Source organism: Pseudomonas luteola NBRC 103146 (genome assembly GCF_002091675.1).
GTDB classification, from domain to species: Bacteria; Pseudomonadota; Gammaproteobacteria; order Pseudomonadales; family Pseudomonadaceae; genus Chryseomonas; species Chryseomonas luteola.
The window spans coordinates 139326-155202 of record NZ_BDAE01000010.1 but is presented as its reverse complement, the minus strand read 5'-3'; the positions used below and the strand labels follow the sequence as shown (position 1 = coordinate 155202).

Below are 15877 nucleotides of genomic sequence, written 5' to 3'. Positions count from 1 at the left end.
CATTGGGTAACCGTCAAGGCATTGGATGACACCGGACGACAAGTCATGGCGTTCGTCCGGCGCGGAACGCCGGGGCTTCGAATCATTGATGACTGGTCCGGCTTTGGACAGCGCACCACAGCAAGCGGAACAGTCATTCTCAATAATGTTCGTCTCTTTGCAGAAGACATTATTCCGAGCGGATTGCTAAGCACTAAGCCCTCTTTGCAAGGCGCTTATGCTCAATTGATCCATGCGGCCATCGATGCAGGCATAGCCTTGTCTGCTTTGGGTGATCTCAGGTGGTTTGTTGTTGGTAAAACTAGACCCTGGCCTGAGGCTGGTATTACTGAAGCACGAAATGAACCTTACCTGATTGCAGAGGTTGGACGGCTAGAAGTTGAACTACATGCAGCTGAGGCGCTACTGCAAAAGGCAGCCGAAGTGCTTGATTCTTTTAAAGACCAGCCGGTTGATGAATTGCAGGCTGCTCAAGCCTCGATCGCAGTAGCCCAGGCCAAGGTACTGACCTCTGAGATTGCGCTAGCCGCAAGTGAAAAACTCTTCGAGCTGGCTGGCAGCCGAGCCACGCTAGCTGAGTTCAACCTTGACCGACATTGGCGCAACGCACGGACGCATACCCTTCATGACCCTGTGCGCTGGAAAGTACATGCCATTGGCAATTATCACTTGAATGGCATATCCCCTGCCCGCCACGCCTGGATCTGAGCCATGAATACACCTGTATTGCACGGTATTGCCGACCGGATCGAAAGTGATGAACAGGCATTAAGGATTGCTACCGAGCTGGCCACCCTTTTCAAGCAAGACGCCGCTCAGCGGGATCAACATCGGACGCTGCCGTGGAGTGAATTGGAGCAGTTCTCCCAGTCCGGGCTCTGGGCCATTACAGTACCCAAAGCACTGGGAGGTGCTGAAGTCTCCAGCGTAACGCTCGCCAAGGTCATCGCTATTATTGCAGCGGCGGATGGCTCCCTGGGTCAGATACCACAAAATCACTACTACGCGCTGGAAGTATTGCGCGTAAATGGCATTACTGAGCAGCAGCGCAAGCTGTATACCGAGGTGCTGGCAGGTGCCCGCTACGGCAATGCACTGGCCGAGATTGGCACCAAGACGGTACTGGACCGCACTACCCGTCTCATATCTGACGGGGACGGTTTCAAGGTCAACGGGCGCAAGTTCTATGCAACCGGGGCACTGTATGCTCAGCGCATCCCCACCTCGGTTGTGGATGACGAAGACAAGCAGCGGCTGGCCTTTATCCCGCGCACCCGTGAGGGCGTAACCGTCATTGATGACTGGTCTGGCTTTGGGCAGCGGACCACGGGCAGCGGCTCGGTCGTGCTCGAAAATGTCGCGGTGACGGCTGATGAGGTCGTACCTTTTCAAACAGCATTTGAGCGCCCTACTACGGTAGGCCCTTTCGCCCAGCTGTTACACGCAGCGATCGATACAGGTATTGCGCGAGGTGCTTATGAGCATGCCCTTCTCTTTGTCCGTGAACAGGCGCGTCCCTGGCCCGATTCCGGTGTTGAACATGCCTATGAAGACCCCCTGACGATCAGTGACATAGGCCGGCTGGCCATACGTGTCGCCGCCGCGGAGGCCTTGCTTGAGCGCGCTGGAGAGGCACTCGACAAGGCGCAGCAAGATCCGACCGCAGACGCCGTAGCTGCCGCCTCCATTGCGATCGCTGAGGCGCGTGCGTTGAGTACAGAGGCCTCTCTACTGGCTGGCAATAAACTCATTGAATTGGGTGGTGCCAGGGCCAGTCTGGCAGAGCATGGCCTTGATCGTTACTGGCGTAACGCACGTGTGCATACCCTGCATGACCCCGTGCGCTGGAAATATCACGCCATTGGCAACTACTACCTGAACGATACCCTGCCGCCCCGACGCAGCTACCTCTGAGGTTGTCATGGCAAAGAAGCAGATTCGGCTAAACGCCTTCAACATGAATTGTGTCGGACATATCAACCATGGGCTCTGGACGCATCCACGGGATGCGTCTACCCAGTACAAGACGCTGAGCTATTGGACTGAGCTGGCTAAGCTGCTGGAGCGCGGTCTATTCGACGCTTTATTCCTTGCTGACATCGTAGGGGTCTACGACGTGTACGGTGGCGGTATCGACCTCACGGCAAGGGAGTCCATCCAGCTTCCGGTTAACGACCCTCTCCTTCTCGTCTCTGCCATGGCATCCCATACCACGCATCTTGGGTTTGGTGTGACTGCAAATCTCACCTATGAACATCCCTACCTGCTGGCTCGACAATTCTCAACACTGGATCACCTAACGGGCGGCCGCATCGGCTGGAACATTGTGACGGGCTATTTGGATAGCGCAGCCAAGGCGATGGGGCTTACCGCTCAGCATGAGCACGATCGTCGCTACGATCGGGCTGATGAATATCTAAGCGTGCTTTACCAACTGTGGGAAGGCAGCTGGGAAGATGATGCTGTCATCGCTGACCGCCTGGGCCGTGTCTACGCACGACCGGATAAGGTGCACAAGGTTAGACACCACGGAGCGTTCTACGACGTTGAAGGTTATCACCTGAGCGAACCCTCTCCACAGCGCACACCTCTGCTTTACCAGGCGGGTTCTTCCGAACGCGGCGTTAATTTCGCCGGACAACATGCGGAATGCGTTTTCATTGGTGGCCAGAATATTCAGGCGGTCCGGCATCAGGTTGACCGAACACGTGCCAGCGCAGTAGCCGCCGGGCGTACGCCGGACGCCATCAAAGTCTTTATGGGGTTGAGCGTGATCGTTGCGCCGACTGAAGCTGAGGCCCGGGAAAAGCATGCGGACTATCTACGCTACGCCAATCCAGAAGCAGGCCTTGCTCACTTTTCCAGCTCGACGGGTATCGACTTCGCAGGCTATGGGCTTGATGAGCCTATCCGTTATCAAAAGACCAATGCCATCGAGTCGGTCGTCAAGGCGTTTACCGCCAAGGACAGTGATTGGACCAAGCGCAGGCTCCTTGAGCAGCACGCCTTGGGCAGCCGATACCCACTCATTGTTGGTTCGCCAAGCCAAGTGGCGGATGCACTGGAGCAATGGATCGACGAAACCGGGCTAGATGGATTCAACCTGACACGCATCGTTACACCGGAAAGCTATACGGATTTTATCGACTTAGTAATTCCAGAGTTGCAGGCACGGGGTCGCTACAAGACAGCCTACGAGCCAGGCACCCTGCGTGAAAAGCTGTTCGCCCAAGGTGCTCGGTTACCACCAGACCATGCCGGTACACATTGGCGAAACCTGACACATCAGGCCAGCCAAACGGCTAGACGAACTGCAATTTGATCTCAACGACTACTGGAACGCTTCCAGCCTCGCCTCCCATGACCTTGAACAGGATGACCGATATGCTGCACCGATTGAACCCAGGCCGTGGCTGGATAAAGACCTTCGCCCTTGCAGCACTGCTAGGCGCTGCAGGCATGAGCTACGCGGCCGACTCTAGTGAGCCACTGAAACTCGGCACGACAGCAGCCTTTGCCCCTCCACTGGAAGCAGCTGTGGCTGAAGCGGAAAAGCAGGGGTTGAAGGTGGAGCTGGTCGAGTTTACCGACTGGATTGCCCCTAATGTCAGCTTGGCTAACGGGGACATTGACGTGAACTACTTCCAGCACATTCCGTTTCTGGAAAATGCACGAAAGGAGGGCGGTTATAACCTGATTCCCTATGCCCCCGGCATCATCAACAACGTAGGCCTCTATTCGAAAAAGTATAAACGCTTCGAAGACCTGCCGGACGGCGCCCGTGTGGCAATTGCCAATGACCCTGTCAATGGAGGACGTGGCTTACAACTACTGGAAAAAGCGGGCCTGATCACCTTGAAGCCCGGCGTGGGATACAAGGCGACTCAAGCCGACATCCTGACCAATCCCAAGCATATACAGATCATCGAGCTGGAAGCCGTTCAACTGGTGCGCGCCTATGATGATGTCGATCTGGTCCAGGGCTACCCGGCCTACATCCGTCTGGCCAATACCTTCGACCCCTACTCAGCTCTGCTTTTTGACGGGCTTGATCATCCTGAATACGTCATCCAGTTCGTCATTCGGCCTGACCGGCAGAACGACGAACGTCTACGCAAGTTCGTCGATATCTACCAGCACTCTCCGGCTGTGCGTGCAGCATTGGACAAGGCACATGGAACCCTTTACCAAACCGGCTGGAGGAGTTGATTCATGACGGGATCGATTACACCTATTCGGCAGGCTCGAAGCACTCATGAAGCAGAGGCGGACCAATCCTCTCATGCACTACCCTACCCCCTTACCTCTACCGCACTGGAACGCGCCGAGACCCATATCCGCTTTCAGGATATTGGTAAAACCTATAACGGTGAGCAAGGGCCGGTGCGTGCGCTGCATGGTATAGATCTGGCTGTGCGCAGGGGTGAGATATTCGGCATCATCGGGCGCAGTGGTGCGGGCAAGTCTTCCCTGTTACGGACAATCAACCGGCTCGAGCAGCCAAGCGAAGGACAGGTTCTGATCGGCGGCGAAGATATCGGTCGCTATGGCACAAGCGAGCTGGTTGCCTTGCGTCGGCGCATCGGCATGATCTTTCAGCACTTTAATCTGCTTTCCGCCAAAACCGTGCGGCAGAATGTGGAATTGCCCCTTAAAGTGGCCGGCGTACCGCGGCAGGAGCGGCAGCAGAAAGTCGACTCACTCCTCAAGCTGGTAGGTCTGGACAACAAGCATGATGCCTATCCTGCGCAGCTCTCCGGCGGCCAGAAGCAACGCGTCGGCATTGCCCGGGCGCTTGTTCATGATCCTGATATCCTGCTATGCGACGAAGCGACTTCAGCACTGGACCCTGAAACGACACAGGCCATTCTGGCACTGCTACGCGATATCAATCGGTCGCTGGGGCTGACCATTGTGTTGATCACCCATGAAATGGAGGTGATTCGCGAGATCTGTGATCGTGTCGTTGTGCTTGAGTATGGCGAAGTAGTCGAACAAGGCCCCGTATGGAGAGTCTTTGGTGATCCCCACCATGACGTGACCCGCACCCTGCTCTCTCCGTTGCAGCAAACGCTATCAGATGATCTTAAAGCGCGTCTGCAGACACAACCGCTACGCCAGAACGATACCCTCCTGCTTGAACTGCGCCTAAACGGCACCAACAGCCGTGAGCCTGACCTGGGATCACTCTTCAACGCGTTGGGTGGACAGCTCACGCTTATCAGATCGAGCATCCAACGACTTCAAGGGCGCACGGTAGGCCATCTGCTGGTCTCGATCAGGCGCTCTTCCCATGCTCCAGAGGAACTGATCAAGCGGGCTCGACGTATTTTCGACGATGTGGAGGTATTGGGTTATGTCGCTGCTGATTGATCGCCTGTGGCAAGGGCTACTGGATACGCTGCTAATGGTAGGCGTCTCATCCCTGATCGCATTGATTGCCGGTATTCCATTGGCTGTATTTTTGGTTACCAGTGATAAAGGTGGAATGTTCGAGGCTGTCCGCCTGAACACGCTGATTGGAAGTGTCGTCAACCTCTTCCGCTCCATTCCCTTTCTGATCCTGATGGTGGCTCTTATTCCATTCACCCGCCTGATTGTAGGCACCACTTACGGTGTATGGGCCGCCGTCGTACCGTTGGCTATCGCAGCAACGCCGTTCTTCGCCCGTATCGCTGAAGTGAGCCTGCGTGAGGTAGACCATGGCCTGATCGAGGCCGCACAGGCCATGGGATGCCGACGCCGACATATCGTCTGGCATGTTCTGCTACCTGAGGCCCTGCCGGGTATCGTGGGCGGATTCACCATTACGCTTGTTACGATGATCAATTCTTCTGCCATGGCAGGCGCTATTGGCGCGGGCGGTCTAGGGGACCTTGCTTATCGCTATGGTTACCAGCGTTTCGATGTATCGGTTATGCTGATTATCATTATAGGGCTGGTATTACTTGTCACATTAATTCAATTTGGCGGGGATCGCTTGGCGAAGGCGTTAAACCATCGAGCATGAGCCGATAAAAAAGGCCAGTCGGGAGCCCGCTGGCCTTTTTTGCATTCGTATGAAGTTTAAAACAGTTCGATCTTGAGTCCTTCGGACTGCACTTCGTGTCCCCGACCTATCTCTTCAAGATGGCCCTTGTGCTGTGAGTGCGTCACATAGCTGTTCAGGTGCTTTTGCATCCGAGCATCGAGATCAGGTAGCTCCCCCGGCTGACAGGTTTCAGGTGAGGCAAGCCCGACACTATAGGCCTCCATAACATCGCTCAAGGTGTCCAGCATATGACTGCTCTGCTCCAGGCGCTGACGTAGCGGGTCCTGGAACTGCAAACAGGACAGTACGCCTTGCAGATCATTGTTCACTTCGGAGCTTAACCCTTTGACACCACTGACGACTGACGTCATGCATTCCGCTGCTTCCTGTAGATACCTCACCATGGAACGCAACTCATTACCTACATGTTCCAGTCCGCTTCTGGCCAGGAAATCCTCCTGCCGGTTTTGTGCGGCTGTCGACTCCTCCTCAAAGCGTGAGGCCAGATTCTGAATAGTCGTGGAAATCGAGTGCGCCGCCTCTGCAGTGCGCGCGGAGAGATTACGTACTTCAGTGGCGACTACGGCAAACCCACGACCGGAGTCCCCTGCCCGTGCAGCCTCGATAGCTGCGTTAAGCGCCAGCAGGTTGGTCTGTTTGGCAATATCACTGATGAGGGCAATCAACGGCCCGGTGGCGTTGACTTCCTCATACAGGCGCCGCATACGCTCGATATCACTACTGAGGCTTTCCTTGCGCTCTTTTTCAAAGGCAGACAGTGTCGCCAGTGTCTTTTCATTGCGCTGCTGATGCTCATCCGCCTCACGGGAAAGCGTCTGGGCACAACCACATCCTTCACTTACCGTCTCGGACAGCTTCTGACCGGTAAGATGAATATTATTGAGACGTTCGATTGCGCACAGCACATTGCGCTCGGTCTCATCACTCACCTCTTTTAGGTTACGCTGCACGATACGGCTCAGGCCAGGCACAGCATTGGCCGTGGCGACTGTTTTATCGAACAGGACTGCGTATGTGCTCCCCTCCTCTATTCGCTCAGGAACATGGGCAGAATTTTGGGACAACCTCCACGTCATCAATAACAGCGGAATGGAGAAAAACACGGCGACGCCCATGCAGGCCACGGTTGACTGTTGCGCCAGCCAAGCCGACCAGACCGGCGAGCTGAGGCCCAGCGCCACTATGGCCAGCAACAATCCGGCTTTGAGGTAGGCTTGGTTGTTCATTTTGGCTCCTTAGGCGCCCGGCAGGACTTGCTTGATGACCTTGAGCAGGTCCGCTGCCCCGACAGGCTTCACTAGCCAGCCGGTGGCACCATTCTTTTTGGCCTCGTCACGCTTGCTTTGCTGGCTCTCGGTAGTGAGAGCCAGAATGGGAACAAAGCGCATTCCAGGTAGTGCACGGGCCTTGCCGATCAGCTCAAGACCACCCATGTTGGGCATGTTGATATCGGTGATGATCAGATCCGGCTTGTAGCCGCCTTGCAGCTTGCTCATCGCCTGCACGCCATCATTGGCCGCCTCGACTTTAAAGCCGGACATTTCCAGGCTGCTGCGCAGACTCATCAGCATGGTCGCGGAGTCGTCGACGATCATGATGTTCTTGCTCATTTCACTCTCTCCTACGCATTCAGTGCGGCTTCAAGCCACACCTTTATATCGGTATTTTTCGGCCAAACTGAAACGTTTGGTTTCAATGCCATAAGTACTTGCAGATCAGCGGTATGCAGGTGTTCGAGGTCACCCAGATTGACCTTTGCGGCCGGGTTTTTCACCAGCCATTCCAGCAGGGTTTCTGCCTCTTCCACCGTGACCTGATCAGCCAATACGGCTACGCTTTTCTTAAAGGTAATGCTCATTCGAATAGCTCCGTGGGGTTGAGGATCATCAGGATGGAACCATCCCCCATCACGGCCGTACCGGAGTAACCAGATAGCTCACCGAGAATGCCCACCATGGGCTTTAGGATGATGTCGATCGAGCCGTGGAAATCATCAATGATCAGGCCGACCAGCTCGCCTCGGCTGCGTAGCACCATCAAGGCGTACTCATCATCCTCGTTAAGCACCTGCTCCTCGGAGACCGCCAGCATCTGGTTCAAACTCTTGAGCGGAATCGTGCGACCGCGCAGTTGCGCGGTGGGCTGATGCTTGATGGTATGGATCGAATCCTTGGGTAAGCGCACGGTTTCCATGACTTGATCCATGGGAATGCCAAAGCGCTGACCGCCTGACTCAATCACCATGACCTGCGTTACTGCCATGCTCAGCGGCAGTGTCAGGCTCAGCTGCGTACCCTTGCCGACCTGACTGGTCAGGCGCAGTTGGCCGCCCACTTTTTCGATACCTGAGCGCACCACATCCATACCAACGCCACGGCCGGACAGATCGGAAATCTGCTCCGCAGTCGAAAAGCCCGGCAGGAAGACCAGATTGACCAGCTCCTGATCACTCATCGCATCCAGGGCGGTCTGTTCGACCAGACCTTTACCAGCCACCTTGGCCTTGATCTTTTGTGGATCGATACCGCGACCATCGTCTTCAATAACAATAACCACATGGTCCGCGTTCTGGCTGGCGCGAATACGCAGCGTGCCGGTTTCCGGCTTGCCAGCGTTTGTACGCTCCTCCGGAAGCTCCAGCCCGTGATCCATGGAGTTACGGACGATATGCACAAGTGGATCGGCCAAGGCCTCGATCATGGATTTGTCCGCTTCGGTGTCTTCCCCTTCCAGGATGAGGTTGACCTTCTTGCCCAGCTTGCGCGCGATATCACGCACCAGACGTGGGAAGCGCTGCAGCACAAAAGAAACCGGCATCATGCGTACTTGCATGATGGCATCCTGCAGGTCTTCGGCGATACGGTTGACTACGGCATATTGAGCCTTGATCTCTCGCGCCAGCTCGCGCTGACCATATTGGTCTTCAGCACGCTCGGCCAGATAAGGTAATCCGTTCTTGGCAACTACGATCTCGCCAATCAGGTTCATTAGGCGGTCGATCTTTTCCTGCTCGATCTTGAGGACCTTAGGCGTAACATGATTGCCAGCCTCCTCCTGACGCCGACCGGCAGATGCCTCGGAAGGCGCGCGTGCAGCTTCCACCACCGGAACAACAGGTGCTGCGGGATCAAGCTGTGCCGACAGCCATGCGCTCATGGCCTCTTGAGTACGACCCTCTTCTTTGGGCGCCTCGGATATGGAGTCAGCACCCGTCTGCCAGTGTGCCTGGAACCAGGCCATAATCGGTGTGGCGCTGCGCTGCTGATCGGCGTCCATCACGCTACGCTGCAAGGTCTCATTGAGTGCAGGATAAGCCATGAGAACATTGGTTAATGTCCGGACGATGGCGGCATGCTGACCGCTACGCCAAGGCTGAGAGAGGCAGGCAGCCAAGGCTATCTGCTGAGTGCCTACTACGTCCCGTACCAGTGGATCGATTGCTTCGTTACCATGGCTTAAGCTCTGTTGAGCCTCTTCGGCCGGAGCAGGTGCAGCAAACAGTGCCGCTGTTACGGCCTCCCAGCTGACCTGATCACTGACATACCGGAAGTGCTCAGCCAGATCCTCTTCCCGTATCGCTAACAGGAATTCGATACGCAGATTGCAGTGATAGGCATCCAGTTCTGACGCTGCCGCCCAGGGCTCTACAGCGGTCACACGACGCCAGAAAATGTCCGGCAGCTGACGCACCAGGTGCAAAGGATCGGTGCCCTGGAAAAAACAATCGGCGGCAGGACGATACTCAACACGGTAAACGCATTGTTCATCCTTCAAACGATCGGCTATGTGCTGACGTACTTCATCATTCAGTTCAGTCACCCAGGCGGGCGACTCGCTTTCAGACGTACCGTTTTTGGCGCCAGCAGCAACCACGGCCGTCTCGCTGCTGGTAAGCCACGCGCGCAGCCCATCGACCAGTTCACGAGGCGGAACCTGAAAGCCGTCACCCGGCTGACCGTTTTGTTCGATCTCATCCAGGAACTCGCTGACATAGTCAGCCGTGTTCAAAAGCTGATCAGCCAGTTGTTGATTGAAGTCCAGCTCACCGTTACGGACTGCATCCATCACGTCTTCAGCGGCATGCAATACACTGGTCAGCGCCGGAAAATCAAACAGACCTGAGTTACCTTTAAGCGTATGCACCAGGCGGAACAGTTCGCCTAGTGGGGCGGTATCGCCAGGCTCTCGTTCCATGGCGAGCAAGGTACTGCCAATGGACTCCAGGGCTTCCCGGCTTTCCTGAATAAACTGTTGCAGCAATGCGTTCACTGGGCACCTTCTCCGGTCAGAACACTCACCAGCCTCAGCAACGCTTCCGGCTTAATCGGTTTAGTTAAGTAATAATTAGCACCAGATTCCCAAGCCTGCTGACGATCATGATCACCCGACTCGGTTGTAATCATTACCGCAGGGGCCTGTTCAATTGGCCGGGAGCGCAATTCACGCAGGAAGCTGAAGCCGTCCTGCATGGGCATATTCACGTCTACCAGATACAGGTCGTAGGGCGTCTCGAGGCTTTTTTCCAGCGCCTCAATGCCGTTGATGGCCTCGTCAACGTGATAACCGGCTTTCTCTAGTATTTGTCGGTTGAACAGCCGTACGGTGGCCGCGTCGTCGACGATCAGAATGCGTTTCATCGGGCCTCCAACGGCTTCTGGTAAACAATTGCTTCAGGGAATTTGCGCACCTGGAACAGAGACGAGATACGACTCATGGACTCCGAGTGACCCAGGCAGATCATCCCGCCTGGATTGAGTGCATCAAAAAACGTGTCGGCCGCCTGGCGACGCGACAGATCATCGAAATAGATCAGCAGATTGCGACAGAAAATAATGTCGAAGCCCTTATAAGCCTTCACATCGGCAGCGCTCATCAGGTTTACCCGGCTGAACTCGACACTTTGACGAATATCGTCGATCAGCTGGTAATCCCCGCTTTTCTGCTGTTTGAAATACTTCTCAAGCAGCATGGCCGGCAGGTTATGTACCGAACGAGGGCTATAGAGACCTCTTCTGGCACGCTCCAGAATATTGGTGTCGATATCTGAGGCGAAAAGCTCGACGTCCCATTTCTCAATACCTTTCCAATATTCGAGCAGGTACATGGCGATGGAGTAAGGCTCCTCACCGGAGGACGACGGCATTGACCAGATACGAATGGGCCCTGAGTCACGCTTACGCCGGGTGACCTCCTCCAGCATGTTCGTCACGAGACACTTGAGCTGATACTCCTCACGGAAAAAGTAGGTCTCATTGACGGTCATCGCATTGACCAGAGACTGCAGCTCATCACCCGATGCCTGAAAACGCAGGTTCACAAAATAGTTGCGAAAAGTACCCGCGTCCGTGGCCTCGATGCGCTCGATCAAGCGCTTGTCCACGAAATAGCGCTTCGAGTCATCGAAGTGGATGCCGGTCTTGCGGTAGAAGAATTCGCGAAACTTCACGAAGTCTTCTTTGGTAATCGCGGGTGTCTGGCTCACAGGGCTGATTCTCCACGCAGGCGCTGGATAGCCAGATCAACGGCGAAACGCAGGTAAGCCTCATCGGGGAAGCGCTCAAGACAAGCCTCAAGCGCCGGCACCGCACGCTCGCTCCCGATTTCGCACAGCAAATCCACGGCGCAGGCACAGACATTGAGATGCGGGTCATGCTCCAGCAGATCGATCAGCCACAGCTCGACATCCGGGTGCTTAAGTGATTCCAGAATGCCGATAGCCAGGATGCGGACGTCGGCGTCGTAGTCCTGCAGCGCGTTCTGAATCAACCCAGGGTGCTGAACACCTGCCGTCTTCAGAGCTTCGATGGCATCGTTACGTAGCGCCGCATCCTCACTGCGCAGGCAGTCAAGCAGAGCGGTGACTGAGCTGACATCGGCGATAGCAGCCAGACTGGTGATAATGGCCTCACGCACAGACGGTTCGGCTTCTTCTTCCAGACGATCGATCAGAGCGCTACTGGAGTCTGGAAACTGTGCTATGGCACGTGCGGCCAAGCGGCGAGCCGCGGTATCGGGACTACCGAGTGTATCAAGCAGCTGCTCGAACCCGCTTGGCTGGTCATCACCGGCCTGATCGGCCAGAGTATTACGAACGAGTGGCATGGCGGGATACTCGAGAAGACGTAGTGGTTTTACCGCTGCCCCAACGGACAAGGGTGGCGGCCATTTCAGTGCAGGCCATGATTTCCGTGGCACCGCCACGACGGATCAGCTCTGCCGGCATACCAAATACAACAGATGATTCCTTGGACTCAGCCAGGGTGCGCCCCCCACGGCGCTTGAGTTCGGTCATCTCATCAGCACCGTCGTACCCCATGCCCGTCAGCATTACGCCAATCAGTTGACTTGGCTGGAAATGCCCCATGGCAGTTTCCACCATCAGGCTGACGGAGGGATGCCAGAGGTACTTGTTGTTTTCCGGCTTGGGCAAGGCATAAGGACGGCCTGCACGACGACCGATACAAACGTCACTGCCCCCCATCCCAACGTAAACCGTACCCGCCTCGAGCGGCAGAGGTCTGCTGACCTCTACCACCGTGAGTGCGCAAACATTGTTCATGCGCTCGGCGAAAGCACGGGTAAAGTTGGCCGGCATGTGCTGGGAAACCACGATCGGCCAGGGATAGCTCGCCGGAAGCTTCGACAGAATTTCTTCCAGCGTACGAGGGCCACCGGTAGAGGAGCCGATCAGCACAAGCCCTTCACCCAAGTCACCTGCCAGCTCTACGGCTTTTTCCACCGGCTCGCGCTCGATCTGGGAGCGAGTCGGCGCGGTTGATCCGGCGCGTGATTTTCCTGCCTTCTTGAGCTGAGCGCCAGCAGCGGCACGCACCTTGGCAACCAGGCTGTCACGCACCTGATCGATATTCAGGGAAATCGTACCGCCCGGTTTGGGAAAGAAATCCACCGCGCCGAGCGCCAATGCCTCAAGCGAGGCAATAGCGCCCTGCTCGGTCAGCGATGAAAACATCACGACCGAACGAGGCTTTTCTGCCATGAGCATGGACAAAGCCGTCAGCCCGTCCATTTCAGGCATATTGATATCCAGGGTGATGACGTCCGGATCGAACTGGCGAGCCAGCTCAATCGCTTCGAGGCCATTGCGGGCCATTTCGAGTTCGAAATCACCTTCGGCCTCGAACACCTTTTGCAGATGGCGACGCATTAATGCGGAGTCATCGACGATAAGCAGACGAATCATGACGGCAGCACCCCTCTCTTACGCGACGCTCGACAGGGCGCTAAGCTCCTGCTCGCCGAGAAGCTGACGCGGCTCGACAAGCTGGATCATGCGCTTCTGCTTGGGCAGATTTGCCACGCGACCAAACAGGCGCTGCTGTTCACTCGACAGGGCCGGTGCAGGCTCGATAAGGTTGCGTGAGATTTTCAGCACTTCAGCGACCGAATCCACGATAAAGCCGGTGCGCAGATCATTGATGACAAACACCATGATGCGCTGGCGATCATTGTTCTCGATGCTCGGCAATCCGAAGCGGCGGCGCTGATCGATTACCGGCAGCACAACGCCACGCAGGTTCATGACACCCTCGACAAAGGAAGGCGCCTTGGGTACATGCGTTAGGTTTTCCGGGACGCGAACGATCTCCTGGACGCTGTCGATGGGTACGCCAAACTCTTCGTTACCCAAACGGAACACCACCAGTTGCTCTTCGTCGTCGTTATCAATCTGATCGAGCAGCTCTTCGTCCACGCTCGGCTCCTTATCATTCGTATTCAAAACACGTTGCACCGACTGGTGCTGGAACAAGCGCTCTGCTGACACGACGGAGACCAGTCGCTTGCCATTTTGCAGGCGGCATAAACCGGTCAGCTCAGCCATGTTCTGGTCTCGCGCCAGCATTGGCGGCATGGGCTCAACCTGAGAGCCGGGTACTCGCAAGACTTCATTAACACTATCGAGAATGATCCCAACCGACACTCCGGCGAGACTTACCACCAGGATGCGGCTGCGCTCGTCAGTCTCCTGACTGGGCAAATGGAACATCTCGCGTAGCGATACCAGAGGTAGCAGGCGCTGACGCAGCGTCATGACACCGCGTACATGGGACGCCGTCTTGGGTACAGAGACGATATGCTCGGGAACCTGGACGATTTCCTGAACATCCTCGATCGCGATACCGTATTCCTGACTGTCTACGGTAAAGCTGACCAACTGAAGCTCATCACTGTCCTCATCCTCATCGGCGGTGTCAGGCAGAACGGACATGCTGCTGGCCATGACAGTACGCTGGAGCAGACTGTTCTCGCTGAAGCTGTCTCGGATCAGGGCCTGGAAATCCAGGATCATTACCAGTTCGTGGCCGCCAACCTGCTTGAGCAGCCCTGTCAGGAGGCGAGTGTTGATCGTGGACTGGACATGGCTGACCGGCTCGATCTGGTCGTCTTCCACCATGATGACACTGGCAACACGGTCAACCACGAAACCCAGCGGCTGGCCCAAATTGAGCACAATGGCGCGGGTCGAATCATCGGCATCGCGGGCTTCCATGTTGAACAAGGTCCGCAGGCAGATAATCGGCAACACGTTACCGCGCAGGTTGGCCAGACCGTTCAGGGCTGGCGGTGTTAGTGGTACACGGATCACCTCTGGTACACGGATGATTTCCTGCACAGGCAACATCTCGACCGCGAACACCTCCTCACCGACGGTGAACGTTACGAACTGATGCCCTTGAGCCAGCTCGTCGTCATCTCCCTCGCCGCGTACGACGAGGGCTTCATTTGCAGTTGTTTGAGTCATCTCGATCCCCTCACTTCAGGGATTTAGGCGCTTTGCAGCTCATCAGCCAGGGAAGCAATTTCTTCAATGGCGGCGGACAGCTCCTCAGCACCCTGCGACTGCTGCTTGGCAGCAGCGGCGGCTTCCTGAGCGGCGTGCTCGGCTTCCTGGGCGGCGGCAGAGATCTGGTCGATACCGGATTTCACCTGGGTGATGCTGGCGCTGATCTCTTCGGCAGATTTCAGGATGTCGGAAGAACCCACCTCCACACTGGCAATGTCACCGGCCATACTGTCCAGGTTGCGAGTAATCACCGTTGCCTTCTGAGCTTCTGCCAGGGCAGCGCTGATGATTTCTTCCAGGTCGCGACCCACTACCCCGATCTGGTCCTGAACGGCTTTCACCAGATCCTTGATGCGGTCAGCGTTCTCAGCGGAGTCATGAGCCAGGTTACGGATATCGGTCGCCACGACGACGAAGCCTTTACCGAACTCACCGGCTCGGGCCGCTTCGATAGAGCCGTTCACGGCCAGCATGTTGGTCTGGATGGAAACCGTGGTAATCGCGTCAACAATCTTGTCGATCCGGCGGGAGATCAGTTCCAGATCCTTGATCTGGCTCAGGCTGGCACGAGTCGCTTCGATGGACGAGGTCACACCATTGACCATGGCGTCGATGTTGCCCTTGTTGGCCCCCATCAGCGTCTTGATGGCATTCGCCTTCTCTAGGCTGGCCGTTGCACGCCCTTGCGCCAATTCCAGACCTTTTTCGATCTGAGTGACCGCTGCAGCGGACTCTTCGGTAGCAGCAGCCTGCGTTTGTGCGCCTTGGCGGATCTGGTCGATTACCAGGGAAATCTGGCTGGACGCACGATTGATCTCCTGAACAGCCGAAGACAGCTCTTCAGCCGCTGAGGCAACCTCTTCGGCGCTTTTGCTGACATCAGTTGAGCTCTTCAGCTCTTCAGCCAGCTCTGAAAGACTCTGAGCGGCCTGCTCGCACTCAGCCAGGGCCTGAGCCTGCTCATCTACCGTCTTGGCGGATTCCTCGGCCGCGGCGGACTGCTGCTCGGCAGCGGAGGCAAT

Annotated in this window: 16 protein-coding genes; 6 read left to right on the top strand and 10 right to left on the bottom strand. The window is 56.2% G+C overall.

All coding sequences use genetic code 11. From position 1 onward, the window contains the following. From PLU01S_RS13205 to PLU01S_RS13180, 6 genes are all read left to right on the top strand, one after another. Positions 1-708, top strand: a 708-nt coding sequence (locus PLU01S_RS13205) for an acyl-CoA dehydrogenase family protein (protein ID WP_280522800.1), incomplete at its 5' end; no start/stop codon positions are given. 3 nt (positions 709-711) lie between these two features. Continuing rightward, positions 712-1914 (top strand): SfnB family sulfur acquisition oxidoreductase, encoded by a 1203-nt coding sequence (locus PLU01S_RS13200; RefSeq protein ID WP_074826525.1) that lies wholly within the window; start codon positions 712-714, stop codon positions 1912-1914. 7 nt (positions 1915-1921) lie between these two features. Then, a complete protein-coding gene (locus PLU01S_RS13195) occupies positions 1922-3322 on the top strand; it encodes an LLM class flavin-dependent oxidoreductase (protein ID WP_074826527.1) in 1401 nt (466 codons plus the stop codon). 62 nt (positions 3323-3384) lie between these two features. After that, positions 3385-4209: a MetQ/NlpA family ABC transporter substrate-binding protein gene (locus PLU01S_RS13190; RefSeq protein WP_139208803.1), complete on the top strand. Its 825-nt coding sequence runs from the start codon at positions 3385-3387 to the stop codon at positions 4207-4209. A gap of 3 nt (positions 4210-4212) precedes the next feature. Next, entirely contained in the window at positions 4213-5373 is a 1161-nt protein-coding gene (locus tag PLU01S_RS13185) for a methionine ABC transporter ATP-binding protein (protein ID WP_074826531.1), read from the top strand. Further along, entirely contained in the window at positions 5357-6010 is a 654-nt protein-coding gene (locus PLU01S_RS13180) for a methionine ABC transporter permease (protein WP_074826532.1), read from the top strand. Before PLU01S_RS13185 ends, PLU01S_RS13180 begins: the two co-directional genes overlap by 17 nt. A gap of 56 nt (positions 6011-6066) precedes the next feature. Here PLU01S_RS13180 and PLU01S_RS13175 read toward each other — a convergent pair whose 3' ends face one another. The 10 genes from PLU01S_RS13175 to PLU01S_RS26615 form a co-directional block, all read right to left on the bottom strand. Then, complete coding sequence (locus PLU01S_RS13175) at positions 6067-7128, bottom strand: methyl-accepting chemotaxis protein (RefSeq protein ID WP_233432180.1); 1062 nt, start codon at positions 7126-7128, stop codon at positions 6067-6069. A gap of 159 nt (positions 7129-7287) precedes the next feature. Beyond that, positions 7288-7662, bottom strand: a complete 375-nt coding sequence (locus PLU01S_RS13170; RefSeq protein WP_010798348.1) for a response regulator — start codon at positions 7660-7662, stop codon at positions 7288-7290. An 11-nt stretch (positions 7663-7673) separates the two neighbouring features. Next, positions 7674-7910 (bottom strand): hypothetical protein, encoded by a 237-nt coding sequence (locus PLU01S_RS13165; RefSeq protein ID WP_010798349.1) that lies wholly within the window; start codon positions 7908-7910, stop codon positions 7674-7676. Continuing rightward, positions 7907-10321 carry a chemotaxis protein CheA gene (locus PLU01S_RS13160; RefSeq protein WP_074826537.1) on the bottom strand — a complete coding sequence of 805 codons (2415 nt, stop codon included), beginning with the start codon at positions 10319-10321 and terminating at the stop codon, positions 7907-7909. Before PLU01S_RS13160 ends, PLU01S_RS13165 begins: the two co-directional genes overlap by 4 nt. Then, positions 10318-10689: a response regulator gene (locus PLU01S_RS13155; protein ID WP_074826539.1), complete on the bottom strand. Its 372-nt coding sequence runs from the start codon at positions 10687-10689 to the stop codon at positions 10318-10320. The genes PLU01S_RS13160 and PLU01S_RS13155 overlap by 4 nt, the downstream gene beginning before the upstream one ends. Then, positions 10686-11534, bottom strand: coding sequence for a CheR family methyltransferase (locus PLU01S_RS13150; RefSeq protein WP_074826543.1), 849 nt, complete (start codon positions 11532-11534; stop codon positions 10686-10688). The genes PLU01S_RS13155 and PLU01S_RS13150 overlap by 4 nt, the downstream gene beginning before the upstream one ends. Further along, entirely contained in the window at positions 11531-12154 is a 624-nt protein-coding gene (locus PLU01S_RS13145) for a HEAT repeat domain-containing protein (protein WP_074826546.1), read from the bottom strand. Before PLU01S_RS13145 ends, PLU01S_RS13150 begins: the two co-directional genes overlap by 4 nt. Then, complete coding sequence (cheB, locus tag PLU01S_RS13140; RefSeq protein WP_074826550.1) at positions 12138-13253, bottom strand: chemotaxis-specific protein-glutamate methyltransferase CheB; 1116 nt, start codon at positions 13251-13253, stop codon at positions 12138-12140. The genes PLU01S_RS13145 and cheB overlap by 17 nt, the downstream gene beginning before the upstream one ends. 18 nt (positions 13254-13271) lie before the next feature. Then, the gene (locus tag PLU01S_RS13135) at positions 13272-14813 is read right to left on the bottom strand and encodes a chemotaxis protein CheW (protein WP_074826555.1); all 1542 of its coding nucleotides are present in this window, start codon (positions 14811-14813) and stop codon (positions 13272-13274) included. Between the two features lie 23 nt (positions 14814-14836). Further along, positions 14837-15877 (bottom strand): methyl-accepting chemotaxis protein, encoded by a 1041-nt coding sequence (locus tag PLU01S_RS26615; RefSeq protein ID WP_376748365.1) that lies wholly within the window; start codon positions 15875-15877, stop codon positions 14837-14839.